This window comes from Pseudomonas sp. D3, from assembly GCF_029320995.1.
GTDB classification, from domain to species: domain Bacteria; phylum Pseudomonadota; class Gammaproteobacteria; order Pseudomonadales; family Pseudomonadaceae; genus Aquipseudomonas; species Aquipseudomonas paraveronii.
This window is the reverse complement of sequence record NZ_CP119772.1, coordinates 437,481-461,791: the sequence shown is the minus strand read 5'-3', so window position 1 is coordinate 461,791 and position 24,311 is coordinate 437,481. Positions and strand designations below refer to the sequence as shown.

23 protein-coding genes and 1 pseudogene are annotated in these 24,311 nt (G+C 60.6%); 17 read left to right on the top strand and 7 right to left on the bottom strand.

Annotated elements, in window-relative coordinates:
* Nucleotides 1-79: 79 nt before the first annotated feature.
* Nucleotides 80-2,041, bottom strand: coding sequence for a choline transporter BetT (betT, locus tag P3S72_RS02030; RefSeq protein ID WP_276197880.1), 1,962 nt, complete (start codon nt 2,039-2,041; stop codon nt 80-82).
* Between the two features lie 1,546 nt (nt 2,042-3,587).
* Nucleotides 3,588-4,514 carry a serine O-acetyltransferase EpsC gene (epsC, locus tag P3S72_RS02025; RefSeq protein WP_253392577.1) on the bottom strand — a complete coding sequence of 309 codons (927 nt, stop codon included), beginning with the start codon at nt 4,512-4,514 and terminating at the stop codon, nt 3,588-3,590.
* Nucleotides 4,515-4,680: 166 nt separating this feature from the next.
* Between epsC and P3S72_RS02020 the strand changes: the two genes are divergently transcribed.
* The 16 genes from P3S72_RS02020 to P3S72_RS01945 all read left to right on the top strand — a co-directional run bounded on the left by P3S72_RS02020 (nt 4,681) and on the right by P3S72_RS01945 (nt 19,426).
* The gene (locus P3S72_RS02020) at nt 4,681-5,676 is read left to right on the top strand and encodes a D-cysteine desulfhydrase (RefSeq protein ID WP_247406665.1); all 996 of its coding nucleotides are present in this window, start codon (nt 4,681-4,683) and stop codon (nt 5,674-5,676) included.
* 294 nt (nt 5,677-5,970) lie between these two features.
* Nucleotides 5,971-6,765, top strand: a complete 795-nt coding sequence (gene tcyJ, locus P3S72_RS02015; protein ID WP_276195815.1) for a cystine ABC transporter substrate-binding protein — start codon at nt 5,971-5,973, stop codon at nt 6,763-6,765.
* Nucleotides 6,765-7,430: a cystine ABC transporter permease gene (gene tcyL / locus P3S72_RS02010; protein ID WP_276195814.1), complete on the top strand. Its 666-nt coding sequence runs from the start codon at nt 6,765-6,767 to the stop codon at nt 7,428-7,430. The genes tcyJ and tcyL overlap by 1 nt, the downstream gene beginning before the upstream one ends.
* 3 nt (nt 7,431-7,433) lie before the next feature.
* Nucleotides 7,434-8,180: an L-cystine ABC transporter ATP-binding protein TcyN gene (tcyN, locus tag P3S72_RS02005; protein WP_247406662.1), complete on the top strand. Its 747-nt coding sequence runs from the start codon at nt 7,434-7,436 to the stop codon at nt 8,178-8,180.
* A 301-nt stretch (nt 8,181-8,481) separates the two neighbouring features.
* Nucleotides 8,482-9,246, top strand: a complete 765-nt coding sequence (locus P3S72_RS02000) for a hypothetical protein (protein ID WP_276195813.1) — start codon at nt 8,482-8,484, stop codon at nt 9,244-9,246.
* A 198-nt stretch (nt 9,247-9,444) separates the two neighbouring features.
* Nucleotides 9,445-10,686, top strand: a complete 1,242-nt coding sequence (locus P3S72_RS01995) for an SfnB family sulfur acquisition oxidoreductase (RefSeq protein WP_276195812.1) — start codon at nt 9,445-9,447, stop codon at nt 10,684-10,686.
* Nucleotides 10,687-10,712: 26 nt separating this feature from the next.
* The gene (locus P3S72_RS01990; RefSeq protein WP_276195810.1) at nt 10,713-11,906 is read left to right on the top strand and encodes an SfnB family sulfur acquisition oxidoreductase; all 1,194 of its coding nucleotides are present in this window, start codon (nt 10,713-10,715) and stop codon (nt 11,904-11,906) included.
* On the top strand, nt 11,907-13,259 hold the full coding sequence (locus P3S72_RS01985) for an LLM class flavin-dependent oxidoreductase (protein WP_276195808.1): 1,353 nt from the start codon (nt 11,907-11,909) through the stop codon (nt 13,257-13,259).
* Nucleotides 13,260-13,403: 144 nt separating this feature from the next.
* Complete coding sequence (locus P3S72_RS01980) at nt 13,404-14,213, top strand: MetQ/NlpA family ABC transporter substrate-binding protein (protein WP_276195807.1); 810 nt, start codon at nt 13,404-13,406, stop codon at nt 14,211-14,213.
* Nucleotides 14,214-14,215: 2 nt separating this feature from the next.
* Nucleotides 14,216-15,331: an ATP-binding cassette domain-containing protein gene (locus P3S72_RS01975; protein ID WP_276195805.1), complete on the top strand. Its 1,116-nt coding sequence runs from the start codon at nt 14,216-14,218 to the stop codon at nt 15,329-15,331.
* The gene (locus P3S72_RS01970; protein ID WP_247395707.1) at nt 15,321-15,965 is read left to right on the top strand and encodes a methionine ABC transporter permease; all 645 of its coding nucleotides are present in this window, start codon (nt 15,321-15,323) and stop codon (nt 15,963-15,965) included. Before P3S72_RS01975 ends, P3S72_RS01970 begins: the two co-directional genes overlap by 11 nt.
* Nucleotides 15,962-16,630: a class I SAM-dependent methyltransferase gene (locus tag P3S72_RS01965; RefSeq protein ID WP_276195803.1), complete on the top strand. Its 669-nt coding sequence runs from the start codon at nt 15,962-15,964 to the stop codon at nt 16,628-16,630. Before P3S72_RS01970 ends, P3S72_RS01965 begins: the two co-directional genes overlap by 4 nt.
* A gap of 388 nt (nt 16,631-17,018) precedes the next feature.
* On the top strand, nt 17,019-17,231 hold the full coding sequence (locus tag P3S72_RS01960; RefSeq protein WP_276195802.1) for a hypothetical protein: 213 nt from the start codon (nt 17,019-17,021) through the stop codon (nt 17,229-17,231).
* A 24-nt stretch (nt 17,232-17,255) separates the two neighbouring features.
* Entirely contained in the window at nt 17,256-17,498 is a 243-nt protein-coding gene (locus P3S72_RS01955; RefSeq protein ID WP_276195801.1) for a hypothetical protein, read from the top strand.
* A 126-nt stretch (nt 17,499-17,624) separates the two neighbouring features.
* Entirely contained in the window at nt 17,625-19,040 is a 1,416-nt protein-coding gene (locus tag P3S72_RS01950; RefSeq protein ID WP_247395710.1) for a PAAR domain-containing protein, read from the top strand.
* Entirely contained in the window at nt 19,037-19,426 is a 390-nt protein-coding gene (locus P3S72_RS01945) for a hypothetical protein (protein ID WP_276195800.1), read from the top strand. Before P3S72_RS01950 ends, P3S72_RS01945 begins: the two co-directional genes overlap by 4 nt.
* 454 nt (nt 19,427-19,880) lie before the next feature.
* Here P3S72_RS01945 and P3S72_RS01940 read toward each other — a convergent pair whose 3' ends face one another.
* From P3S72_RS01940 to P3S72_RS01920, 5 genes and pseudogenes are all read right to left on the bottom strand, one after another.
* Nucleotides 19,881-20,663: a MetQ/NlpA family ABC transporter substrate-binding protein gene (locus P3S72_RS01940; protein WP_276195799.1), complete on the bottom strand. Its 783-nt coding sequence runs from the start codon at nt 20,661-20,663 to the stop codon at nt 19,881-19,883.
* 126 nt (nt 20,664-20,789) lie between these two features.
* Nucleotides 20,790-21,715, bottom strand: a pseudogene (locus tag P3S72_RS01935) (sigma 54-interacting transcriptional regulator).
* A 49-nt stretch (nt 21,716-21,764) separates the two neighbouring features.
* Entirely contained in the window at nt 21,765-22,346 is a 582-nt protein-coding gene (locus P3S72_RS01930) for an alpha/beta hydrolase (protein WP_276195798.1), read from the bottom strand.
* Between the two features lie 229 nt (nt 22,347-22,575).
* Nucleotides 22,576-22,941: a response regulator gene (locus P3S72_RS01925; RefSeq protein ID WP_247395715.1), complete on the bottom strand. Its 366-nt coding sequence runs from the start codon at nt 22,939-22,941 to the stop codon at nt 22,576-22,578.
* Between the two features lie 38 nt (nt 22,942-22,979).
* Nucleotides 22,980-23,666 (bottom strand): Crp/Fnr family transcriptional regulator, encoded by a 687-nt coding sequence (locus P3S72_RS01920; protein ID WP_247395716.1) that lies wholly within the window; start codon nt 23,664-23,666, stop codon nt 22,980-22,982.
* An 83-nt stretch (nt 23,667-23,749) separates the two neighbouring features.
* On the opposite strand from P3S72_RS01920, the gene P3S72_RS01915 reads away from it, so the two are divergent.
* Nucleotides 23,750-24,277 (top strand): Mpo1-like protein, encoded by a 528-nt coding sequence (locus tag P3S72_RS01915; protein ID WP_276195796.1) that lies wholly within the window; start codon nt 23,750-23,752, stop codon nt 24,275-24,277.
* The last annotated feature ends 34 nt before the right edge of the window (nt 24,278-24,311 follow it).

Below are 24,311 nucleotides of genomic sequence, written 5' to 3'. Positions count from 1 at the left end.
AATTTAAGAAAGCCCCGCATTACGGGGCTTGGCGTGAAGTGAAGCGAGCCCTGCCCACTCGGGAACAGGGCCTTGGACGTCACCGCACCAAGTGCAGGAACTGCAGGTGGCGCTCGTACTGGTCGAGGATGTCGTTGATGATCTGCTCCTTGGTGTAGCCCACCAGATCGTAGTCCTGGCTGCCCTCGCTCAAGTGCACTTCTGCCCGGTAGTAGCGACGGTTGTTGAGCTCCTTGGAGCCCATGCCGCCACGGGCAAACGACGGTGTGAAATAGCCGCGCATTTGCACCTGGTAGACGAAAGGGTGCTCTTCGCCATGGCCGATTTCCAGGCTGACGCTGTCGTTGGACGGGTCAGGCTGGGTCACCACACTCAGGCCCTTCTCGACGAACACGGCGGTCACTTCTTCAATCGCCGGGCGCACCGTCGACTCAAGGAAGCGATACACCTCATCGCGCGACGGGAAATGCACCGCCTGGCTCAAACGCTGGCGCCAGCCGCCACGGCCCTTGCCCGTGGCCGACACCGGGGCCAACGAATGCAACTGGGCGATCTGCTTCTGCGATTCGAGGTAGAAGGCCTTGTGGAGCCCCCACATCATCAGCAGCAGGATCAACGAGAACGGCAGCGAGGTCAGCACCACCGCCGACTTCAGCGAATCGATGCTCCCGGCAAACAGCAAGGCACTGGTCACCAGCGCGGTCATCGCGCCCCAGAACACCCGCAGCCACTTCGGCCCGTCTTGATCGGCGTTGCCGCCTTTGGACGACAGGGTGGAGAGCACCACAGTGCCGGAGTCGGCGGAGGTGACGAAGAACACGAAGCTGATAAACACCGTGACCGCGATCACCGTCTTGCTCCACGGGTAGGTTTCCAGCAGCAGGTAGAGGCTCATCGACGGGTCATCGATGGCCGACTGGCCGAGCGCGGTCAACCCGTGATTGAGCACCTGGTCGATGGCGCTGTTGCCGAAGATCGACATCCACGCCAGGGTGAAACCCAGCGGGATCAGCAGCACGCCGAACACGAACTCGCGGATGGTACGGCCACGGGAAATGCGCGCGATAAACAGGCCCACGAACGGCGACCATGCAATCCACCAGGCCCAATAGAACACCGTCCAGCCCCCCAGCCAGTCGCTCGGCTTGTCGTAGGCGTACACGTCGAAACTCTTGGTCGGCAGCGCGCCGAGGTAGTCACCGATGTTCTGGATCAGGGTGTTGAGCAAGTGCTGGGTGGGCCCGGCGAACAGCACGAACAGCAGCAGCGCACAGGCCAGCAGCATGTTGATGTCGGACATCACGCGCACGCCCTTGTCCACACCGGCCACCGCCACCAGGATCGCCGCGCCCATCATCAGGGTGATCAAGCCCACCTGAATCCACTGGGTGTGGGCAATGCCAAACAGGTAATCGAGACCGGAGTTGAGGTGCAGCACACCGAAGCCCATGTCAGCACCGAGACCGAACACCGTGGCGATGATGCCGAAGCCGTCCACGGCGTAGCCGATCGGGCCGTTGATGCGCTTGCCGATCAGCGGGTACAGCGCCGAACGCAACGCCAGCGGTAGGTTATGCCGGTAGGCGAAGTACGCCAGGGCCATGCCGACGAAGGCGAACACACCCCAACCGTGCAGGCCCCAGTGCAGAAACAGGATCTGCATGGCCTGGCGTGCAGCGTCGGCGTTCATCGCCGCGCCCTGGGGCGGTTGCACCAGGTGCGTGAGCGGCTCGGAGACGCAGAAGAAAAACAGCGTGATGCTGATCCCGGCGGCGAACAGCATGCCGGCCCAGGACAGGTAACTGAATTCGGGCTCGTCGTGGTCGGCACCGAGTTTTATCTTGCCGTAGCCCGATAGCGCGGTGACCACCACGAAGACCAGATACAGGGTCATCGCGAGCATGTAGTACCAGCCGACCGTATTGGCCGCCCAGTTTTGCGCCGCCAGCAGCCAGGCACCAGCCTGTTGCGGGATTGCAATAACGGTGATGCCAAACAGCAGGATGAAACTTGCGGCGAAATAGAACACGGGCGCATTCATGCGCACCAGACCGCTGGGTGGGGTGGTCGGCGCACTCATGAACGATGCACCCCGGGGGTGTGAGATGTGGCTGTGTATAACGGACTCAGCAAAGGTAAGCCTCCTGTTGTGAGCGGGCAGCGAACCACCGATTTAACTTGAACGAGCGTTCAAGTTAAACATGGATAGGCGGTTTTGGACTAATCGCAGGGCTGAGTGGTAGATGATTCCTACACTGGCTCAAGGATTGGTATGACGCTTGGGCGAGGCAAATCGTTCAGCGGTTGCTGGCTGAAATACGGCTCACATTTGAAATGCAGTCAACCTGTGGGAGGGGGCTTGCCCCCGATGGCGGTGGGTCAGCCAGCACAGGCATTGACGGGTCCACCGCTATCGGGAGCAAGCCCCCTCCCACAGGGTTTGGTGTGATGTTTAAGGGTGTGCGCTACTTTTGAGTGCCGTCGTCATGCTGATGAACGAACGTTCAAATTGAACATGGATAGGCGGTTTGGAACTAATGCTCAAGGATTGGTATGACATTTGGGCGAGGTAAATCATCCAGCGGTTGCAGACTGCAATACGGCTCACATTTGAAATGCAGTCAACCTGTGGGAGGGGCTTGCCCCCGATGGCGGTGGGTCAGCCAGCACAAGCATTGACGGGTCCACCGCTATCGGGAGCAAGCCCCCTCCCACAGGGTTTGGTGTGATGTTTAAGGGTGTGCGCTACTTTTGAGTGCCGTCGTCATGCTGATGAACGAACGTTCAAATTGAACATGGATAGGCGGTTTGGAACTAATGCTCAAGGATTGGTATGACATTTGGGCGAGGTAAATCATCCAGCGGTTGCAGACTGCAATACGGCTCACATTTGAAATGCAGTCAACCTGTGGGAGGGGCTTGCCCCCGATGGCGGTGGGTCAGCCAGCACAAGCATTGACGGGTCCACCGCTATCGGGAGCAAGCCCCCTCCCACAGGGTTTGGTGTGATGTTTAAGGGTGTGCGCTACTTTTGAGTGCCGTCGTCATGCTGATGAACGAACGTTCAAATTGAACATGGATAGGCGGTTTGGAACTAATGCTCAAGGATTGGTATGACATTTGGGCGAGGTAAATCATCCAGCGGTTGCAGACTGCAATACGGCTCACATTTGAAATGCAGTCAACCTGTGGGAGGGGGCTTGCCCCCGATGGCGGTGGGTCAGCCAGCACAGGCATTGACGGGTCCACCGCTATCGGGAGCAAGCCCCCTCCCACAGGGTTTGGTGTGATGTTTAAGGGTGTGCGCTACTTTTGAGTGCCGTCGTCATGCTGATGAACGAACGTTCAAATTGAACATGGATAGGCGGTTTGGAACTAATGCTCAAGGATTGGTATGACATTTGGGCGAGGTAAATCATCCAGCGGTTGCAGACTGCAATACGGCTCACATTTGAAATGCAGTCAACCTGTGGGAGGGGGCTTGCCCACGATGGCGGTGGGTCAGCCAGCACAAGCATTGACGGGTCCACCGCTATCGGGGGCAAGCCCCCTCCCACAGGGTTTGGTGTGATGTTTAAGGGTGTGCGCTACTTTTGGGTGCCGTCGTCATGCTGCAGATTCGCCTGCGTGATGTTCGCCCCCGCTGGCACGCTGCGGGTCAGCCACACGTTGCCGCCAATGGTCGAGCCCTTGCCGATGGTGATCCGCCCGAGGATCGTCGCCCCGGCATAGATCACCACGTCATCCTCGACAATCGGATGCCGCGGATGGCCTTTCTGCAATTGCCCGTCCTCATCCGCCGGGAAGCGCTTAGCCCCCAACGTCACCGCCTGGTAGATACGCACGCGCTCGCCGATGATCGCGGTTTCGCCAATCACCACACCCGTGCCATGGTCGATAAAGAAACTCGGGCCGATCTGCGCGCCGGGGTGTATGTCGATGCCCGTGGCCGAGTGGGCGATCTCTGCGCTGATGCGCGCCAACAACGGCAGGCCGGCGCGGTACAGATGGTGGGCCAGGCGATGGTGAATCACCGCCAGAATGCCCGGATAGCACAGCAGCACTTCATCCACACTGCGCGCGGCCGGGTCGCCGTGGTAGGCAGCCAGCACATCGGTGTCCAACAGGCTGCGCAGGGACGGCAAGGCCAGGGCGAAATCCTGGATCAGACGGATGGCGTGGGCGTCGACCGCGCTGTCATCCTGGCCGCCCTGGCGCGCGGCGTAGCGCAGCTCCAGGCGCGCCTGGGCGAGCAAGGCATTCAAGGCGACGTCGAGGGTGTGGCCGACGTAGAAGTCTTCACTTTCTTCACGCAGGTCCACCGGCCCCAGACGCATCGGAAACAGTGCGCCGCACAGCGCTTCAAGGATCTGCCCAACGGCCTCGCGCGAGGGCAACTCGCGACCGCCGTGCTCACCACTCATGCGGCCATTGCGCGTTCGCCACTGGTCCCGCGCGCTGCGCAATTGGCTGACGATGGTGGGTAATTGCCAATGACTGGAACGCTCACTCACGGTATTCACTCCTGACAAAATGGCCATCACTTTACGATAGGCACCCTGGGCGCCCTTAAGAACCAATGGTGCAATGCTAAGAACCATCGAGGATAAGCGATTGGCGGTTGCCCGATGAAAAGTGCCTGCCTATAGTCGCCCCATCACTTAGCCACCGTGCGTAGCCATGATCAAACAACAGCTCGACCGCTTTAACCGTCTGGAACTGCTGGGCGGCGCCACCGCCCTGGAAAAACTCGAGCGGCTGTCGACCTGGCTGGGCAGGGATATCTACGTCAAGCGCGACGACACCACGCCGCTGGCCATGGGCGGCAACAAGCTGCGCAAACTCGAATACCTGGCGGCCGATGCCATCGCCCAGGGCGCCGACACCCTGGTGACCGCCGGCGCCATCCAGTCCAACCACGTGCGCCAGACCGCCGCCCTGGCCGCCAAGCTGGGCCTGGGCTGCGTCGCCCTGCTGGAAAACCCCACCGGCACCGAAGACCCCAACTATCTGGGCAACGGCAACCGTCTGCTGCTAGAGCTGTTCGACGCCAAGGTCGAGTTGGTGGAGAACCTCGACAACGTCGACGACCAGCTCAACGCCATCGCCGATCGCCTGCGCAGCAACGGCAAGAAGCCATATCTGGTGCCCATCGGCGGCTCCAATGCGCTCGGCGCCCTGGGCTATGTGCGGGCCGGGTTGGAACTGGCCGCGCAGATCGAAGACAGCGGGATTGAATTTGCCGCCGTGGTCTTGGCCTCGGGCAGTGCGGGCACCCACAGCGGCCTGGCCCTGGCGTTGAGCGAAGTGCTGCCGCAGTTGCCAGTGATCGGCATCACCGTATCGCGCACTGAAGAAGCGCAGTTCCCAAAAGTGCAGGGCCTGGCCGAACGCACCGCCGCGTTGCTCGGTGTGGACATCCCCGAGGCCTTCAAGGTGATCCTGTGGGACGAATACTTCGGCCCGCGTTATGGCGAACCGAACGCCGGCACCCTTTCAGCGGTCAAGCTATTGGCGAGCCAGGAAGGCTTGCTGCTGGACCCGGTCTACACGGGCAAGGCCATGGCCGGCTTGCTGGACGGTATCGGGCGTCAGCGCTTTGAGGATGGCCCAATCATTTTCCTGCATACCGGCGGCGCGCCGGCGTTGTTTGCTTACAACGCCGTATTTAACTGAATAAACAGGGATCAACATGTGGGAGGGGCGGTGCGACGATTCGACTTGCCCCCGATAGCGGTGGGTCAGTGATACATGCATAAACTGACTCGGCCCTATCGGGGGCAAGCCGCCTCCCACATTGGATTCAGTACATATTCAAAAATAGAATATAAATTTAGATTTATATTATTTTCAAGTCTTAAAAACCGGCTTTATCATCGCGCCGTAAGCGAAGACGCGCTACGCGCTTTAAGGCAGGATACGCCTACCGCGTCACCTGCTTCGCTCAACATAACAACACAGGGGCTCTTCATGACTATTTCTGTATTCCGTCGCACATTGCTGGTCGGCACACTGGGCCTGGCCCTCGGCGCTGGTTGGTTGGGCCAGGCCGTGGCTGGCGAACAGTTGGGCAACATCAAGAAAGCCGGTGAGATCAAGATCGGTCTCGAAGGCACCTACCCACCGTTCAGCTTTGTCGACGAAAGCGGCAAGCTCAGCGGTTTCGAGGTTGAGTTGTCGGAAGCGCTGGCCAAGGAGCTGGGCGTCAAGGTCAAACTGCAAGCCACGCCATGGGACGGTATCCTCGCCGCCCTGGAATCCAAGCGCCTGGATGCCGTCGTCAACCAAGTCACCATCTCCGACGAGCGCAAGAAGAAGTACGACTTCTCCAAGCCTTACACCGTCTCCGGTATCCAGGCCCTGACCCTGGCCAAAAACGTCGACACCATCAAGACCGCCGCCGACCTGGCCGGCAAGAAAGTCGGTGTGGGCCTGGGCACCAACTACGAACAATGGCTCAAGGACAATCAGCCCAAAGCCATCATCAAGACCTATAACGATGACCCCACCAAGTTCCAGGACCTGCGCATCGGCCGCATCGACGCGATTCTGATCGACCGCCTGGCCGCGCTGGAATACGCCAAGAAAGCCAAGGACACCGCCGCTGCCGGCGACGCCTTCTCCCGCCAGGAAGCCGGTATTGCCCTGCGCAAAGGCGAGCCTGAATTGCTCGAGGCAGTGAACAAAGCGCTCGACAACCTGCGCGCCGACGGCACCTTGAAGAAGCTGTCCGAGAAGTACTTCAACGCTGACGTCACTCAATAATGGAAGCAGGTTTCCAACTCGCACTGGACTCCGCGCCCTTTCTGCTCAAGGGCGCGTATTTCACGGTAATCCTCAGCCTCGGCGGGATGTTTTTCGGCTTGCTGCTGGGCTTCGGCCTGGCCTTGATGCGCCTGTCGCGCTTCATGCTGCTGCGCTGGATCGCTCGCGTCTACGTGTCGTTCTTTCGCGGTACGCCCCTGCTGGTGCAGCTGTTCCTGATCTACTACGGCTTGCCGCAAGTGGGCATCGAGCTGGACCCGATCCCGGCCGCCATGATCGGCTTCTCGCTGAACATGGCCGCCTACGCCTGTGAAATCCTGCGGGCCGCCATCTCGTCCATCGAGCGCGGCCAGTGGGAAGCCGCTGCCAGTATCGGCATGACCCGCGCGCAGACCCTGCGCCGGGCCATCCTGCCGCAAGCGATGCGTACCGCATTGCCGCCGCTGGGCAACAGCTTTATTTCGTTGGTCAAGGACACGGCGCTGGCCGCCACCATCCAAGTGCCCGAGCTGTTCCGCCAGGCGCAACTGGTCTCGGCGCGTACCTTCGAAATCTTCACCATGTATCTGTCCGCAGCCCTGATCTACTGGGTCCTGGCAAGTATCCTGGCGTATTTTCAAAATCGTCTGGAAGACCGGGTCAACCGGCATGACCTGGAGTCTTGAAGCATGATCGTGGTTGAAAAACTGACCAAACAATTCAACGGCCAGGTGGTGCTCAACGGCATCGACCTGGAGGTCAAGGAAGGCGAAGTCGTCGCCATCATCGGCCCCAGCGGCTCCGGCAAGACCACCTTCCTGCGCTGCCTGAACTTCCTCGAAACCCCCACCAGCGGTCGGATCAAGGTCGGTGACATCGAGATCGACAGCAGCAAGCCGCTCAATCAGCAACAAGGCCTGGTGCGGCGCCTGCGCCAGCACGTGGGTTTTGTGTTCCAGAACTTCAACCTGTTCCCGCACCGCACCGCGCTGGAAAACGTCATCGAAGGCCCGATCGTGGTCAAGAAGATGCCCCGCGAGGCGGCGACCGCCCTGGGCCGCAAGCTGTTGGCCCGGGTCGGCCTGGCCGGTAAGGAGGACGCCTACCCACGGCGCCTCTCCGGCGGCCAGCAACAGCGCGTGGCGATTGCCCGGGCGTTGGCCATGGAGCCGGAAGTGATTCTGTTCGACGAACCCACCTCGGCCCTCGACCCGGAACTGGTGGGCGAAGTGCTGGCGACCATTCGCAGCCTCGCCGAAGAAAACCGCACCATGGTGATCGTCACCCACGAAATGAGTTTTGCCCGGGACGTCGCCAACCGGGTGATCTTCTTCGACAAGGGAGTGATCGTTGAACAAGGTGAGGCCAAGGCGTTGTTCGCCAACCCCAAGGAAGAACGCACGAAGCAGTTCCTGAGCAAGTTTCTCGCGCATTAACGCGGTGCAACGCTAGGGTGGGAGCCCGCTCCCACCCTACAAGAACGCCCGGCCTGCCTAAGTAAAACACCCCCCCGCACTGCCCTTAAAATGCCCCCTCCCGGTCAGACCGTTCTGAATCTTCCCAAACCCGCCGTTTAGCCTTTTGCCGCCATTGACGCCCTCCGGCCAACGCTCTTATCTAGCGCCCAGAGGATTGGATCCTATCCCGGCTTTTCACTGAATCGTTCCTTTCGGCCCCGTCGCGTTCCCGCGCCAAGGGTCCGGAACGATTGCTGCTGGCTGCATCAAGGAGATTACTATGACGCGCACCGCAACCCCGGCCCTGCTCACTGCCCCGACCCTGCCCCAGGCGCTTCGCAATGGCATCAATGCCCTGGCGGCGACACAACTGCAAGTCAACATCGCGCCCTACCCCGGCATGGACGAGGGTGACCTGATCGAGCTGTTCTGGAACAACTGCTTTGCCGACTCACGGCGCGTCACCGCGTGCAAGGTCGGCACCGCCACCCAACTGCGGGTGCCGGAAAGTTTTGTGCAGGACGGCGATGCGCGGGTTCACTACCAGGTCATGCAGATCGGCCACGGCCCCGCGCGCTCAGCCGTGACCACGGTGCGGGTCAAGACCAACTACCCCGGCGGCCAACCGAGCGCGCTGTACCGCGACGAAAACCAGAACCTCGCCCCCGTGGGCCTGCCCGACATGATTCGTCGCTACGGCGTCAACAGCAGCCAGGTGCGGCGCGGCATTCCGCTGACCATCGAACCCTACCTGAACATGACCAGCGGCGACGCCATCACCCTGCGCTGGGGCGATGTGCGCCTGGACCTGCCGAAAATCCAGGCCAAAACCGTCGGCATTACGGTGCAGGTGTGGGTGCCCTCGGCGATCATTATCGAAGCCGGCGACGACAGCCGGCTGGAGGTCACGTACTGCATTCTCGATCGCGTGGGCAATAACTCACGCTGGGCGCCGGCCCGCACATTGCGCATCGCCGCCTATGTGCCAGCGGCGCCGAAGCGCCCGGCCAGCGCCGCGCCGGTCTATCAACCGCGTCGCCCCTGAAACGTGGGTAACGGCCCTTCTATGCATATTCCTAAAAGTTAGTTTATTTATAAATTTAACACGCTTAGGGTATATACACCGGACCACCGGACACTCCTGATTGTTTTGTTTTCATTTCATTGAATGCGAGGTCGGTATGGTCAGAATTACCCCGGTGCAGAACGCCAGGGCATTACGTGCAGCCAAGGAGCGGCGCTGATGTCTAATTTGGCTCTAACACCCCCCCAGCGTGATCTGGACGTAGCCCCCCTGCTGTTGCCGGCCGCTGTGCTGCGCGACGACGCCCAAGCGCTGAGCGCGGCCCACGAGCTGGCCCAGGCCGCGCGCGTGCAGGCCGCCAAACGCGACCAACTGCGCAAGCTGCCATGGGCGCAGATCGAGCAGTTCACCCGCAGCGGGCTGGGCAGTATTTCCATTCCCCGCGAGTACGGCGGCCCGCAGGTGTCGTTCACCACCCTGGCCGACGTCTTCGCGATCATCAGCGCGGCCGACCCGGCACTCGGGCAGATCCCGCAGAACCATTTCGGCATCCTGCACCTGCTGCAGGGCGCCGCCACCGAACGCCAGAAAAAACAGCTGTTCCAAAGCGTGCTCGACGGCTGGCGCATCGGTAACGGCGGCCCGGAACGCGGCACCAAAAACACCCTGGAGCTCAAGGCGCGGATCAGCGCCGAAGGCGACGGTTACGTGATCAGCGGCGAGAAGTTCTACTCCACCGGGGCACTGTTTGCCCATTGGGTCGCGGTGAAGGCGCTGAACGATGACGGTAAGCAGGTCATGGCGTTTGTGCGCCGTGGCACGCAAGGGCTGCGCATCGTCGATGACTGGTCCGGTTTCGGCCAACGCACCACCGCCAGCGGCACCGTGCTGCTCGACCGGGTGCCGGTGGATGCAGAGCTGGTGGTCGAAAACTGGCGCCTCGGCGAAAGCCCGAATATCCAGGGCGCGGTCTCGCAGTTGATCCAGGCCGCCATCGACGCCGGCATCGCCCGTGGTGCGCTGGATGACGCCATTGCGTTCGTCCGCGAACGCTCACGCCCATGGATCGACGCCAAGGTCGAACGCGCCAGCGATGACCTGTATGTGATCGCCGATATCGGCAAGCTGAAGATCGAACTGCACGCCGCCGAAGCGCTGCTGCGCAAGGCCGGCCAGGTGCTGGACCAGGTCAGCGCCGCGCCGATTACCGCGCAATCCGCCGCACGCGCTTCGATTGCCGTGGCCGAGGCCAAGGTGTTGACCACTGAAGTGTCTCTGCTGGTCAGCGAAAAGCTCTTCGAACTGGCCGGCAGCCGCGCCACCCTCGCCGAATTCAACCTCGACCGCCACTGGCGCAATGCACGGGTCCACACCCTGCACGACCCGGTGCGCTGGAAGTATCACGCAGTGGGCGCTTATCGCCTGAACGGCACGTTGCCGGCTCGCCACTCCTGGATTTAACCGACCAGACCTCTGGAGAAATACGCATGACTCTTTCTCACCACGTCGCGGTTATCACCAGCGACGAACAAGCCCTCATTGTCGCCAGTGACCTGGCCGACGACTTGCGCCGCGACAGCGCCCAACGCGACCGCGAGCGCCGCCTGCCGCTGCCCGAACTGGACGTATTTTCCCGCTCCGGCCTGTGGGGCATCAGTGTGCCGAAAGCCTACGGCGGCGCCGGCGTGTCCAACGTCAACCTGGCCAAGGTCATTGCGCTGATCGCCCAGGCGGATGCCTCGCTGGGCCAGATCCCGCAAAATCATTTCTACGCCCTCGACGTGCTGCGCGTGAACGGCAGCCCCGCGCAGCAACAACGCCTGTACGCCGAAGTACTCGCCGGCCAACGCTTCGGCAATGCCCTGGCGGAACTGGGCACCAAGACCGCCCATGACCGCGTGACCGCTATCACCCGCGACGGCGACGGTTTTCGGATCAGCGGCCGCAAGTTCTACGCCACGGGCGCGATCTACGCCCAGCGCATCCCGACGTCCGTGGTGGATGAACACGGTATCCAGCACCTGGCCTTCGTGCCGCGCGACAGCCCGGGCCTGACGGTGATCGACGACTGGAGCGGCTTCGGCCAGCGCACCACCGGCAGCGGTTCGGTGGTGTTCGACAACGTGTGGGTCGCGGCGCACGACGTGATCCCGTTCCAGAGCGCTTTCGAACGCCCGACCACGGTCGGCCCGCTGGCGCAGATCCTCCACGCCGCCATCGACACCGGCATCGCCCGCGCCGCCTTCGAGGATGCGCTGCACTTTGTACGCACCAAGACCCGCCCGTGGATCGACTCCGGCCACGACAAAGCCAGCGAAGACCCGCTGACGCTGAAGAGCTTCGGCCACTTGAGCATCCGCCTGCACGCCGCCGAAGCCTTGCTGGAACGCGCGGGTGAGTTTCTCGACCGCGCCCAGGCCGACAGCAACGCCCAGACCGTGGCCGCCGCCTCGATCGCGGTCGCCGAAGTGCGCGCCCTGAGTACCGACATTTCCCTGGCGGCCGGCAGCACCCTGTTCGAACTCGCCGGCAGCCAGGCGACCCTGGCCGAGCATGGCCTCGATCGCCACTGGCGCAACGCCCGCGTGCATACCCTGCACGACCCGGTGCGCTGGAAGTACCACGCCGTCGGCAATTACTACCTCAACGATGAGAAACCGCCACTGCGGGGGACCCTCTGAATGGCGAAGAAAAAAATCCTGCTCAATGCCTTCAACATGAACTGCATCGGGCATATCAATCACGGCTTGTGGACGCACCCACGGGACACGTCCACCCAATACAAAACCCTCGAATATTGGACCGACCTGGCGCAAACCCTGGAGCGCGGGCTGTTCGACGGGTTGTTCATCGCCGATATCGTCGGCGTCTATGACGTGTACCAGCAATCGGTCGACGTGCCGCTCAAAGAGTCGATCCAACTGCCGGTCAACGACCCGTTGCTGCTGCTCTCGGCCATGGCCGCCGTGACCAAAAACCTCGGCTTCGGCCTGACCGCCAACCTGACCTACGAGCCGCCGTATCTGTTCGCCCGGCGCATGTCGACGCTCGACCACCTGAGCCGTGGCCGGGTCGGCTGGAACATCGTCACCGGCTACCTCGACAGCGCCGCCAAGGCCATGGGCCTGACCGAACAGGTCGAACATGACCGGCGCTACGACCAGGCCGACGAATACCTGGAGGTGCTCTACAAACTCTGGGAAGGCAGTTGGGAAGATGACGCCGTGCTCAACGATCCGCAGGCGCGGGTGTATGCGCAGCCGGGCAAGGTCCACAAAGTCGAGCACCACGGTGAGTTCTACCAGGTGGAGGGTTATCACCTGTGCGAGCCGTCGCCGCAACGCACACCGCTGCTGTTCCAGGCCGGCACTTCGGCGCGTGGCTTGGTGTTCGCCGGGCAGCATGCCGAGTGCGTGTTCATCAGCGGGCGGGACAAGGCCAGCACCCAGCTGCAGGTGGACAAGGTGCGCGCCAGCGCCGTGGCGGCCGGGCGCAACCCGGACGACATCAAGGTGTTCATGGGCCTCAACGTCATCGTTGGCGCCACCGAGGAACTGGCCTGGGCCAAGCACGCCGAGTACCTGAGCTACGCCAGCGCGGAAGCCGGCGTGGCGCATTTCTCGGCGTCCACGGCGATCGATTTTTCCCAGTACGAACTGGACGAACCGATCCAGTACGTGAAGAGCAATGCGATCCAGTCGGCCACCCAGCACCTGCAAAACAACGATTGGACCCGGCGCAAATTGCTCGAGCAGCACGCCCTCGGCGGGCGCTACATCACCCTGGTCGGTTCGCCCGAGCAGGTGGCGGACGAGCTGGAATCCTGGGTCGGTGAAACCGGGCTGGATGGTTTTAACCTCACGCGCATCGTCACGCCGGAAAGCTATGTGGACTTCATCGACTTGGTGGTGCCGGAGTTGCAGCGGCGTGGGTCGTACAAAACCGAATATGAGCCGGGGACGCTGCGGGAAAAAGTCTTTCACACCGGCGCCCGCTTACCCGAACAACACACCGGTTCCACCTACCGACACTGATCGAAAAATGTGGGAGGGGGCTTGCCCCCGATAGCGGTGAATCAGCAACGAATCAGGTGACTGAACCACCGCTATCGGGGGCAAGCCCCCTCCCACATTGGATATGCATTGTTGGTCCTAATACCTTATGACTGGAAATCCAATATGAAAAAGACATTCCTCAACAACCCAGTCAAAGCACTGGCCCTGGCCTTCGGGTTGTTCAGCTCGGCGGTATTCGCCGCCGATGCGCCGCTGAAAGTCGGCACCACCGCCGCCTTCGCGATTCCCCTGGAAGCCGCTGTGGCCGAGGCTGGCAAACAAGGTTTGAAAGTCGAGCTGGTGGAGTTCACCGACTGGATCGCGCCCAACGTCAGCCTGGCGGCTGGCGATATCGACGTGAACTACTTCCAGCACATCCCGTTCCTGGAAAACGCCAAGGCCGCCGCCGGGTTTGATCTGGTGCCGTATGCGCCGGGCATCATCAACAACGTCGGGCTGTATTCGAAGAAATTCAAAACCTTCAACGACCTGCCCCAATGCGCCAGCGTGGCGATTGCCAACGACCCGATCAACAGCGGGCGCGGCCTGCAATTGCTGGCCAAGGCGGGGCTGATCACGCTCAAGCCGGGCGTGGGTTACAAAGCCACCGAAGAAGACATCATCGCCAACCCGAAGAAGCTCAAAATCCTGCAAGTCGAGGCCGTGCAGTTGGTGCGCGCGTATGACGATGCGGACCTGGTGCAGGGTTATCCGGCGTATATCCGCCTGTCCAAGACCTTCGATGCCGAGTCGGCGCTGCTGTTCGACGGCCTCGACCACCCGGAATACGTGATCCAGTTCGTGATCCAGCCGAAAGCCAAAACCGACCCACGGGTGATCAAGTTCGTCGACATCTACCAGCACTCGCCGGTGGTGCGCGCCGCGCTGGATAAATCCCTCGGCAAGCTCTATCAAGTCGGCTGGGAAGGCTGAGCATGACGGCCGCCAACGCCCAACAGCGCGACCAGGGCACCGCGCCCAGGACCGCCGAGCAGACTGAACTGCATCCGCACCTTAACCGCGCCCATGTGCGCTTTATCAACCTGGGCAAGACCTACGACGGCAGGGTGCATGCCCTGCAAGGCATCGACCTGGCGATCCAGCGCGGCGAAGTGTTCGGCATCATCGGCCGCAGCGGCGCCGGCAAGTCGTCGCTGATCCGCACCATCAACCGCCTGGAACAGCCCAGCAGCGGGCGCGTGCTGATCGATCAGGTCGACATCGGCGAGTTCGACGAAGACCGCCTGGTGGCGCTACGGCGGCGCATCGGCATGATCTTCCAGCACTTCAACCTGATGTCGGCCAAGACCGTGTGGCAGAACGTCGAGTTGCCGCTCAAAGTTGCCGGCATCCCCAAGTTGCAGCGCGAGCAGAAGGTGCGTGAACTGCTAGAACTGGTGGGCCTCAAGGACAAGCACAAGGCCTACCCGGCGCAACTCTCCGGTGGGCAGAAACAGCGCGTGGGCATTGCCCGTTCGCTGGTCCACGACCCGGAGATTCTGCTGTGCGACGAGGCCACCTCGGCCCTCGACCCGGAGACCACCCAATCGATCCTCGGCCTGCTGCGCGAGATCAACCAGCGCCTGGGCCTGACCATCGTGTTGATCACCCATGAAATGGCGGTGATTCGCGAGATCTGCGACCGCGTGGTGGTGCTCGAACACGGGCGCATCGTCGAGCAAGGCCCGGTGTGGCAGGTGTTTGGCGACCCGCAGCACGCGGTCAGCAAAACCCTGCTGGCGCCGCTGCAACACGGCCTGCCGGAAGAACTGCAAAACCGTTTGCAAGCCACGCCGGCCTCGGCTGACGCAGCGCTGGTCCTGCGTTTGCAGTTCACCGGCAGCGCCACCGATGAGCCCGACCTGGCCGCGCTGTTCGGCGCCCTCGGCGGGCGCGTGCGCCTGCTGCAAGGCGGCGTGGAACGGATTCAGGGGCATGCCCTGGGGCAATTGCTGCTGGCGGTGAACGGCTCGCCGCATGAGGCCGACACACTGCGCAGCCGTGCCGGGAATTGGGCACAACACGTGGAGGTGCTGGGTTATGTGGTTTGATCGTTTAGTGCAGGGCGCCATCGACACGCTGTTGATGGTCGGTGTGTCGTCGCTGATCGCGTTGCTGGTGGGGATTCCGCTGGCGGTGTTCCTGGTCACCAGCGACAAGGGCGGCATCTATCAGGCTCCGGCGCTGAACCGGGCGCTGGGAGCGTTCGTCAATCTGTTCCGCTCGATTCCGTTTCTGATCCTGATGGTGGCGCTCATCCCGTTCACCCGGCTGATCGTCGGCACCACCTACGGCGTGTGGGCGGCGGTGGTGCCGCTGACCATCGCCGCCACGCCATTCTTTGCGCGCATCGCCGAAGTGAGCCTGCGCGAAGTCGACCACGGCTTGATCGAAGCCGCGCAAGCCATGGGCTGTCGGCGCTGGCACATCATCTGGCATGTGCTGCTGCCCGAAGCGCTGCCGGGGATTGTCGGCGGGTTCACCATCACCCTGGTGACCATGATCAACTCCTCGGCGATGGCCGGGGCGATCGGTGCGGGCGGGTTGGGGGATATCGCTTACCGCTACGGCTATCAGCGCTTTGATACGCAGATCATGCTGACGGTGATTGTGCTGTTGGTGGTGCTGGTGGCGGTGATTCAGTTGGGTGGGGATCGGTTGGCGCGGGGGCTGAACAAGCGGTGAGGTATAGTCGGGCCATCTCAGCGCCCGGTATTCCCCGTCATGACCCTCAAGCCGGCGACCTCAACCAGATCACTGCCACCACCCTCGGCCACTACAACAGCGTGGCCGAGGACTTCCGTGAAGGCACCCGCGATCACGATGTGAGCCAGAACATCGAGGCGCTGCTGCGGCATCTCCAGGGCGTGCCACCGTTTACCGTGCTGGACTTCGGCTGCGGGCCGGGGCGGGATTTGCAGACCTTTACGCGCATGGGCCATATCGCCGTGGGGCTCGACGGCTCCGAGCGCTTTGCGCAGATGGCGCGCGAAGACAGCGGCTGCGAGGTGCTGCAGCAGGACTTCTTGAAGCTGGATCTACCCAGCGAACGCTTCGATGGGATCTTTGCCAATGCGGTGCTGTTTCATATCCCCAAGCAGGAACTGCCACGCGTGCTCAAGCAGTTGCAGGGCGCGCTGAAACCGGGCGGGGTGTTGTTCAGCTCCAATCCACGCGGTGACAACCGGGAAGGCTGGAATGGGCCGCGGTATGGTTCCTATCACGACGTGGAGGCGTGGCAATCGTTGCTGACAACCGCCGGTTTTGTGGAACTGGAGCACTACTACCGCCCAGCCGGACTACCTCGCGAGCAGCAGCCCTGGTTGGCCAGCGTCTGGCGCAAAACCTGAATAGCCGCCTGACAATACATTCCAAATGTGGGAGGGGGCTTGCCCCCGATAGCGATGGATCAGTTGGAGCACTCTCAGCCAAAACCATCGGCGCCGTGAACTTCGCAGATTGCGCAGAGAATAGACACTAACCATGCAGCTCCAACGTAATTGCCGCCTATACGCGAAATCACTCTCCCTCCTTATAAAAATACCACTACCTACTCAGACTCTTACGACTCTGTTTTCGGAAACGTCTGACTTTACTTTCAACTTCCACATCATCACGTTAGCGGAGTAATAAACACACGCTGACCACTGTCACCGTCTGATAGACACCAGACACATCATTCCAACTGCAGTGACAAAGGAAAGCAGCGCACTAAACCCACGGATCAGGATAATAAAAATGAATGTAGTATCGTCGCCGTTGTACACCAATGAAGTTTCATCAGAGTTCCTAAGCAATTTAGACAAATCAAGATTGGCAGAGAGAACACCGGATACCTGCAACGAACACGTGTTAGCGATAGTCAAGCAGCGGCAGGAGCACATCAAAGCTCATCCGCCTATCGCTATTTACCGCATCGCAGCGCAAGGCAGCCAAACCGGCAACGGCTGAGTCATTCAACACGCAACTTCGCCGATGCAATTCAAGTTGGATAACGGTCAACAAGTACGTGCCGCGCAGAAAGGCGATTACGTCGTGTACGCCGATGGCACTCAGGCACAAATTGTAACGGCCGCCGGAGAAGGTAATAGCCATATTGCGCTGGTGGGTAGCCTGCTCAGTAATGGTGACCAAATCATCAATACACCCCAAAACCATACGTTACTCATAGCGCGTGAGGGTGTGCCGATGGCTGAAGATTTTTTGCCCTCTGTTTGAGTGTTTAACCAGAAGACGTAACACCACCTGATGATTACTTAGCGTACCGCCATTGGATAATTTTTAAACGGACAGCTAACTAACGGCCACACCTTTTTACGCGGCCGTCTCTAATGGAGAAGAACAATGACTGAAGGTTATTTCATTGGCCGGGGTGATAAAACGACCTGCGGCGGGATAGTTCTGGATGGTGATCCGAGAGTTAACATATTCGGCCTGCTTCATGCTCGTGAAGGCGGCGACGTCACGTGTGGAAAAAATGGGCAAACTTATACGATAGTCGGTGGCGTATCGCACATAGTAAGTCATGGCAAGCGTGTGGCCGGCACGCTGGATAGTTTCAGCAGTTGCCCATGCCAAGCGCAGTTGCTCCCCTCCGTGTTCACGGCAACCTACGGCAATGAAGGCGTCGCACCACAAGCGGCCAGGCAAGCCGCTGAACCGGCCCCACCCCCCGTCACCAGCCGCCCGCAAACGCCGCCCCCATCAAGTTTCACGCCTTCAAGCCATCCGGCACCCGTGGCATTCAACAGCGTAGAGGCCCAGGAACCAGGCTTCTATGTGGTGCCAAAAAGCATGACTCGCGAAGCACTGGAGGCCACGCTTTTCTCCACCCGCAACACGGCCGTGATGCGCAAGTTTCAGGCGCTCAACCCTAATCTGAGCGAAGTTAAAGCCGGTTCCATGATCGTGCTGAGCGATCCGAACAACACCTCTTGTACCTACCAGGAAGCGCATCTGATGCAGGCCGCTCAACAGGTCGACGCCTCCCTCGATCCCTTGACGCCAGACGAGGCCGACTTTCTATATCGACACGGCGCAGAAATCGCCGGTTTTATCGGCCATACCTCAACCTGGCTAGGCGTCAGCGCGGTGGTGATGGAAAAGCACCTGGCCAATCTGCGCGACACCCTCCAAGCCATCGAACGTTTGCACCAGGAAACCTATCGCCAGCACGGCCACCTCAAATCGCCACAGTTCTTCGCCGAACGCCAGCGCCTGCTCGCGCAGTTGGATGCTCACCTTCTGAACTCCACTCGTCTGCGCGGCCAGACAACCTTGGGCGATCATCCCAAGTTGAAGACGGCACTCGGAATATCCAGTCGGAGCCTGGTACATCATTGGGACAAGGCCGGTGCGGCGGGGAAGATTCCGGGGTATTCCGCCCATGTAGAGGCGGTCAGTCGTGCAGCCAAATATATGAAGACGGGGGGCTATATCGCCATTGGTATTGGTGGCGTGTCCTCGTTGCTGGCTATTCAGCAGGTGTGTAAAGGCGGTTCTGACGCGGCTTGCGAGAAGATCAAGTTTACTGAAGGAGGAAAGTTCGGATTTTCTACTGCCCTCGGTGTTGCAGGTGGCGCTTTGGCTAGTTCTGCAAGCGGTTCGATCTGCTTAGCAATCGGTGTAGCTACAGGAGGTATCGGAGGCGTCGTCTGCGTCGCTGCCATAGTGGGAACTGGCGCATGGGTAGGTACGACTGTCGGTGGTATGGGTGGAGAATATATAGGTGGGAAAATCTACGAGGCCACACAACCTTGACCAGTATCGATAATTGGAATCCCTGGGTTGCGATCATTTTTATAGGGGTGCCCGGTCTGCTCGCAATTGCCGGTATTGCACACAGTCTGTACCTAAGCCGCTGCCACCTTGATGATATAAAGGAAGCCTTGAAGAACAGCCGTTACATTTATCTTTGGGGGCCAAGCCTGGGGAGACGGGGATTGATCTGGTCTCTCTTGGAAATATCAAAGATTGCCGGAATGGTCGTGTGGTCAAGGGCGTCCATCATTATTGGAGAGGTAAACCCTGCTGACCTTGAACACTTCCCACCTCACCTAAAACGGCATTTAGTCATCAATTTGATGGTAATGGCCACTGGTTTTACCTGGATGATAGTAGTAGCCATTTTGCTGGAGTTTAGATAGCTAAAGCGGGCCTCACCCGAGGCCCGCCATCAGGACGACTCGACTGACTCCCGATAGCGGTAGAACAGGCACAGTAAAAGATGACCGCCGGATTCGCGGGTTCGGCGAGTGGCAGCTATGGTTGTGGGGTCTGTGATTCGAGGGAGTGAACAATGAACAAAGCAAAACCGATTGATCCGCAGAAGCTGGTGAAGTGGCTGGTGGCGTTGCGAAGGGCGATCAACACCCGAGCGCTATGAAACCCTGAAAAATCCACTGTGAGATGAAAATCAAATGTGGGAGGGGGCTTGCCCCCGATGGCGGTATGACAGTCACCGATGCATTGACTGAACCCCTGCTATCGGGGGCAAGCCCCCTCCCACCGTTTTGAGCGTATTCCAAATTCCAACCCTAAAAAAACGCCGACGCTGTGTGAGCCGTCGGCGTTTAAACCTTGAAGGGTTTTACTGCTCGATCAGAACGCCGGCACGACCGCGCCGTTGTATTTCTTCTCGATGAAGGCTTTGACTTCCGGGCTGGTCAGGGCCTTGGCCAGTTTCTGGATAGCAACGCTGTCCTTGTTGTCCGGGCGCGCCACCAGGAAGTTCACATACGGCGACTTGGCGTCTTCGATGATCAACGCGTCCTTGGCCGGGTTGAGGCCGGCTTCCAGGGCGTAGTTGGTGTTGATCAGATCCAGGTCAACCTGGTCCAGCACGCGTGGCAGCAGGGCCGATTCCAGCTCTTTGAACTTCAGGTGTTTCGGATTGCTGGCGATGTCTTTTGGCGTAGCCAGCGCGTTGGTCGGGTCTTTCAGGGTGATCACACCGGCCTTCTGCAGCAGCAACAGGGCACGGCCGCTGTTTGAGCCTTCGTTCGGAATGGCCACGGTGGCGCCATCTTTGAGCTCAGAGATGTTTTTGATCTTTTTCGAGTAACCGCCGAAGGGTTCAACGTGTACACCCACCACGGTGACCAGGTTGGTGCCCTTGCCCTTGTTGAAGTTTTCCAGGTACGGCAGGGTCTGGAAGTAGTTAGCGTCCAGGCGCTTCTCGGCCACCTGCACGTTGGGCTGTACGTAGTCGGTGAAGACTTTGATTTCCAGATCCACGCCTTCTTTGGCGAGGGTCGGCTTGACCAGTTCGAGGATCTCGGCGTGCGGGATCGGGGTGGCGGCCACCACCAGTTTTTCGTTGGCCTGGGCGAAGCCTGCAGTCAGGGCAGCCGCCAATGCGGTAAACAACAGAACCTTTTTCATGCAGTGTCCTTATCGACATTCCGGGGCGTCTCTGACGACCGTATGGGTGTGGAGTGCCAGCGAAGTGCTATCGCGGCGTGAGAGCGACAATACCTAGATTTTTTATTCCCGAACAATATCTTTTATTCACGTTGATATTCCATTTTGTTCATGTAGGAATTTGCGCAAGGTTGCCTGCTCGGCCGCACTGGCGCTTTCGAATATCCGCTGCACCTGCTCCAGCGGCGAGCCGGCGGTCGGCAGGTTCAAATGCTCCGGCAAAATCTCGTCGCCACTGCTGACCAGCAAGGCAAAGTGGATGACGTTCTCCAGCTCGCGGGTATTGCCCGGCCAGCTATGGTGTTCCAGCACACGCTGGGCCGCGTCACTGATCCGCGGCACTGGCAGGTCCAGGCGCTGGCTGTAGATGCCGAGGAAGTATTCGGCCAGGGACAGGATGTCGCCGACCCGCTCGCGCAAGGCCGGCAGGTCCAGTCGGCCTTCGCTGAGGTAATGGAACAGGCGCTCATGGAACTTGCCTACGGCCCGGCCTGGGCCAGGTCAATGCTGGTCGCCGCTACCAGGCGCACGTCCACCGGGCTCGGCTGATGGGCGCCGACGCGGGTGACTTCGTGGTTTTCCAGGGCGGCGAGCAATTTGACCTGGATCGGCAGCGGCAAGTCGCCGATTTCATCCAGGTACAAGGTGCCGCCATTGGCCGAGCCAAACCAGCCGGCCCGACTGCTCGCCGCGCCACTGTGGGCGCCGGCGGCGTAGCCGAACAGCTCGGCATCGGCATACGTCGGGCTGATCGCGCCGCAATTGACCGAGACAAACAGCCCGGGGCGATCACTGCCCCGGTGAATATGCCGCGCGAGCAACTCTTTACCGCTGCCGGTCTCGCCGCGAATCAACACCGGCAAGGCGCGAGGCGCGAGGTTTTCCAGTGCTTCGCGCAGTTGCCGCGAACGTGGGTCGACGAATACCAGCGCCTTGGCGCGGATGCTCAGCGGGCTCTTTTCGGCATCAGGGAAGGTCAACAGCGGCTGACCGAAAGTTTCATGCAGACTCATGGCAGGCTCCCGCCCCCAATCCGCTCAGGGACGGGGCGTTGAAAAATGTTCAGGCCGTGCGCCGGGCGTGATGCTCCAGGCGGCTTTGCAGGCGATAGAGATACGCGAAACCCTGCTCCCAGCGCTGGTGGCCGGACTTCACATTGATATGCCCGGCGCCGGACAAAATGCCCGCTTCGGCGCCCCAATTGCGCGCCAGCTCCAGGGCCCTGGGGGCGCTGACGGCACTGTCGTTGTCGGAACTGACCACCTGGCTGGGAAACGGCAGCAGGTCGCGCGGAATCGGCGCAAAGTTGCGCAAGGCGGGGGCACAGGTCGGGCGTTCGACATCCGCCGGCGCCACCAGCAACGCCCCACGTACCTGCCGCAAAAACTGCAGCGGTGCAGTGGCGGCCCAATGGGCCACGGTGATGCAGCCCAGGCTATGGGCGATCAGAATCACCGGGGTGCTGTCGGCGGCAATCGCCTCGGCCAGCGCGGCCACCCAGTCTTCGCGACGCGGCGTCAGCCAATCGGCCTGTTCCACCCGCGCACTGTTGGGCAGGCTGTTCTGCCAATGAGTTTGCCAATGATCTTCTGGCGATCCTTGCCAGCCCGGCACGATCAGGTAACGAATCGATTCGCTGTGCATGGGTGTGCCCTCCTGCAGCGTTTAACGTTGCTGAACAGTATAGGGACGGGGTTTATATTCGTTAAGGAATAAGAAGCTATTTATTAATAACTAAAAAATCAAACTATGAGAGGGGCGGTGTATCAGCTAGCGCATTCATCAACTGATCCACCGTCATCGGGGGAAAGTCCCCTCCCATATTTAACAGCCGGGCTTGCCCGCGATCGCGAGAGCCCAGGCCACACATCTGTCAGCGCCCGCGATCACGACGCAGTAGCTTTTTCACCCGCATGACCAGCGCCTTGTCTTCAAACGGCTTGAGCAAATAATCATCCTCATGCAATTCCAAGTCGCGCAGACGGTCTTCGATCCCACCCGGACTGGTCAGAAACAATACCGGCGTCTCGCCCTTGTGCCGAATCGCCTGCTGCAACTTCCAGGCATTCTGCCCGGGCAGCATCACATCCAGAATCACCAGGTCGTACTCGGTGCCTTCGACAAGCCGCTGCGCCACCATCCCGTTGGCCGCGACTTCCACCGAATAACCGGCTTCGTTCAAGCCCTGGGCCATCCGCTGTGCCTCTTCGGATTCATGTTCCACTAACAGCACGTGCATAACACACCTCGATTGGTCAGGCTTGCAGGCTAACACCCTCAGGCATGCGCCGCCTCACGCAGGCGCTGTGCATCGAGGATTTCGATCTCGCCATAACCCAGGCGCACGATGCCCTGGGCTTGCAGGTCCTTGAGCAAGGCGTTGGTGGTCTGGCGCGACAGGCTCAACATCGCCGCCAGGTCCTCCTGGGGCAACTGCAGCCGGCGTTTTGAGTGTTCGATGTCGCCGTACCCCTCAATGATCATCAATAAGCGATGGGCCAGCCGCACCGACGCCGGCATCAGGCTGAGCTGTTCGAGACCGATAAAACTCAGGCGCAACTTTTGGCTCATCAACAAGGCCAAGTCGCGCCAGTACTGCGGGGTTTCATCGAGAATCTTCAGCAATGCCTGCTGAGGCACCTGCAACACCGTACAGGGTCCGACCGCGCAGGCGTCGTGGGTGCGTGGCAGGCCGTCGAACAGGCAGATTTCGCCGAACCAGTAGGGCAACTCCACCAGGCTCAGCACCGCCTCCTTGCCCTGCTCGCTTACCGCGCTGATACGCAGGGTGCCGTCGAGCACCGCATACAAGCCGCAGGGCGGGTCACCACGCTTGAACAGGTATTGCCCCGCCGTCAGCTGCCGCAGCCGGGCGTGGGCCAGCAAACTCTGCTGAAAAGCGGCGGGCAGGTGGCGGAACCAGTGCCCGGTAGCCAGCCGGGGTCGCCATTGCTCTGCGTTCATGAGAACTCCGAAGATTGTCGCCCAGCTGACAGTTAGGCGAAGGCTGACAAGGCATGATCAAACATCCTACAGGAGGAATAACAATGAAAAGCCTCGTCGACCACCTCGGTCAATACGCCGCCTACCACCGCGACCCGCGCAATATCGCCAGCCACTTTATCGGCATCCCGCTGATCGTGCTCGCCGTCGCCGGGTTGCTTTCACGCCCGGAGTGGCCGCTGGCCGGGTTCTGGCTGTCGCCGGCGCTGATCGTCGCGTTGCTTGCCGCGTGGTTCTACCTGCGCCTGGAACTCGCGCTGGGCGTGCTGATGAGCGTGCTGATGGGCTTGTCGGTATGGGCCGGGCACGTGCTGGCGGCGCAAAGCACGACGGTCTGGCTCAGCGGCGGTGTCGGTATGTTCGTGGTGGGTTGGGTGATTCAGTTTGTCGGGCATTACTACGAAGGCAAGAAGCCAGCGTTTGTGGATGACGTGTCGGGGCTGATCGTCGGGCCGTTGTTCGTGGTGGCGGAGTTGGCGTTTTTGCTGGGGTTGCGGCATGAGCTCAAAGAGCAGATTGAACACCGCTCCGGGCCAGTCGCTCGCCGCGATCTAAAGCCGAGAGAAGCCTAAATGTGGGAGGGGGCTTGCCCCCGATAGCGGTGGA

Bases quoted from the DNA above. Each gene is read 5' to 3' on its own strand.
- P3S72_RS01970 (WP_247395707.1), top strand. From the start codon at position 15,321: ATGTGGTTTGATCGTTTAGTGCAGGGCGCCATCGACACGCTGTTGATG.
- P3S72_RS01950 (WP_247395710.1), top strand. From the start codon at position 17,625: ATGACTGAAGGTTATTTCATTGGCCGGGGTGATAAAACGACCTGCGGC.
- P3S72_RS01990 (WP_276195810.1), top strand. From the start codon at position 10,713: ATGACTCTTTCTCACCACGTCGCGGTTATCACCAGCGACGAACAAGCC.
- P3S72_RS01960 (WP_276195802.1), top strand. From the start codon at position 17,019: ATGAATGTAGTATCGTCGCCGTTGTACACCAATGAAGTTTCATCAGAG.
- P3S72_RS02020 (WP_247406665.1), top strand. From the start codon at position 4,681: ATGATCAAACAACAGCTCGACCGCTTTAACCGTCTGGAACTGCTGGGC.
- P3S72_RS01975 (WP_276195805.1), top strand. From the start codon at position 14,216: ATGACGGCCGCCAACGCCCAACAGCGCGACCAGGGCACCGCGCCCAGG.
- P3S72_RS01925 (WP_247395715.1), bottom strand. From the start codon at position 22,941: ATGCACGTGCTGTTAGTGGAACATGAATCCGAAGAGGCACAGCGGATG.
- P3S72_RS01920 (WP_247395716.1), bottom strand. From the start codon at position 23,666: ATGAACGCAGAGCAATGGCGACCCCGGCTGGCTACCGGGCACTGGTTC.
- P3S72_RS01980 (WP_276195807.1), top strand. From the start codon at position 13,404: ATGAAAAAGACATTCCTCAACAACCCAGTCAAAGCACTGGCCCTGGCC.
- P3S72_RS02000 (WP_276195813.1), top strand. From the start codon at position 8,482: ATGACGCGCACCGCAACCCCGGCCCTGCTCACTGCCCCGACCCTGCCC.
- tcyN (WP_247406662.1), top strand. From the start codon at position 7,434: ATGATCGTGGTTGAAAAACTGACCAAACAATTCAACGGCCAGGTGGTG.
- P3S72_RS01915 (WP_276195796.1), top strand. From the start codon at position 23,750: ATGAAAAGCCTCGTCGACCACCTCGGTCAATACGCCGCCTACCACCGC.
- tcyJ (WP_276195815.1), top strand. From the start codon at position 5,971: ATGACTATTTCTGTATTCCGTCGCACATTGCTGGTCGGCACACTGGGC.
- P3S72_RS01985 (WP_276195808.1), top strand. From the start codon at position 11,907: ATGGCGAAGAAAAAAATCCTGCTCAATGCCTTCAACATGAACTGCATC.
- P3S72_RS01940 (WP_276195799.1), bottom strand. From the start codon at position 20,663: ATGAAAAAGGTTCTGTTGTTTACCGCATTGGCGGCTGCCCTGACTGCA.
- P3S72_RS01995 (WP_276195812.1), top strand. From the start codon at position 9,445: ATGTCTAATTTGGCTCTAACACCCCCCCAGCGTGATCTGGACGTAGCC.
- P3S72_RS01930 (WP_276195798.1), bottom strand. From the start codon at position 22,346: ATGCACAGCGAATCGATTCGTTACCTGATCGTGCCGGGCTGGCAAGGA.
- tcyL (WP_276195814.1), top strand. From the start codon at position 6,765: ATGGAAGCAGGTTTCCAACTCGCACTGGACTCCGCGCCCTTTCTGCTC.
- P3S72_RS01955 (WP_276195801.1), top strand. From the start codon at position 17,256: ATGCAATTCAAGTTGGATAACGGTCAACAAGTACGTGCCGCGCAGAAA.
- betT (WP_276197880.1), bottom strand. From the start codon at position 2,041: ATGAATGCGCCCGTGTTCTATTTCGCCGCAAGTTTCATCCTGCTGTTT.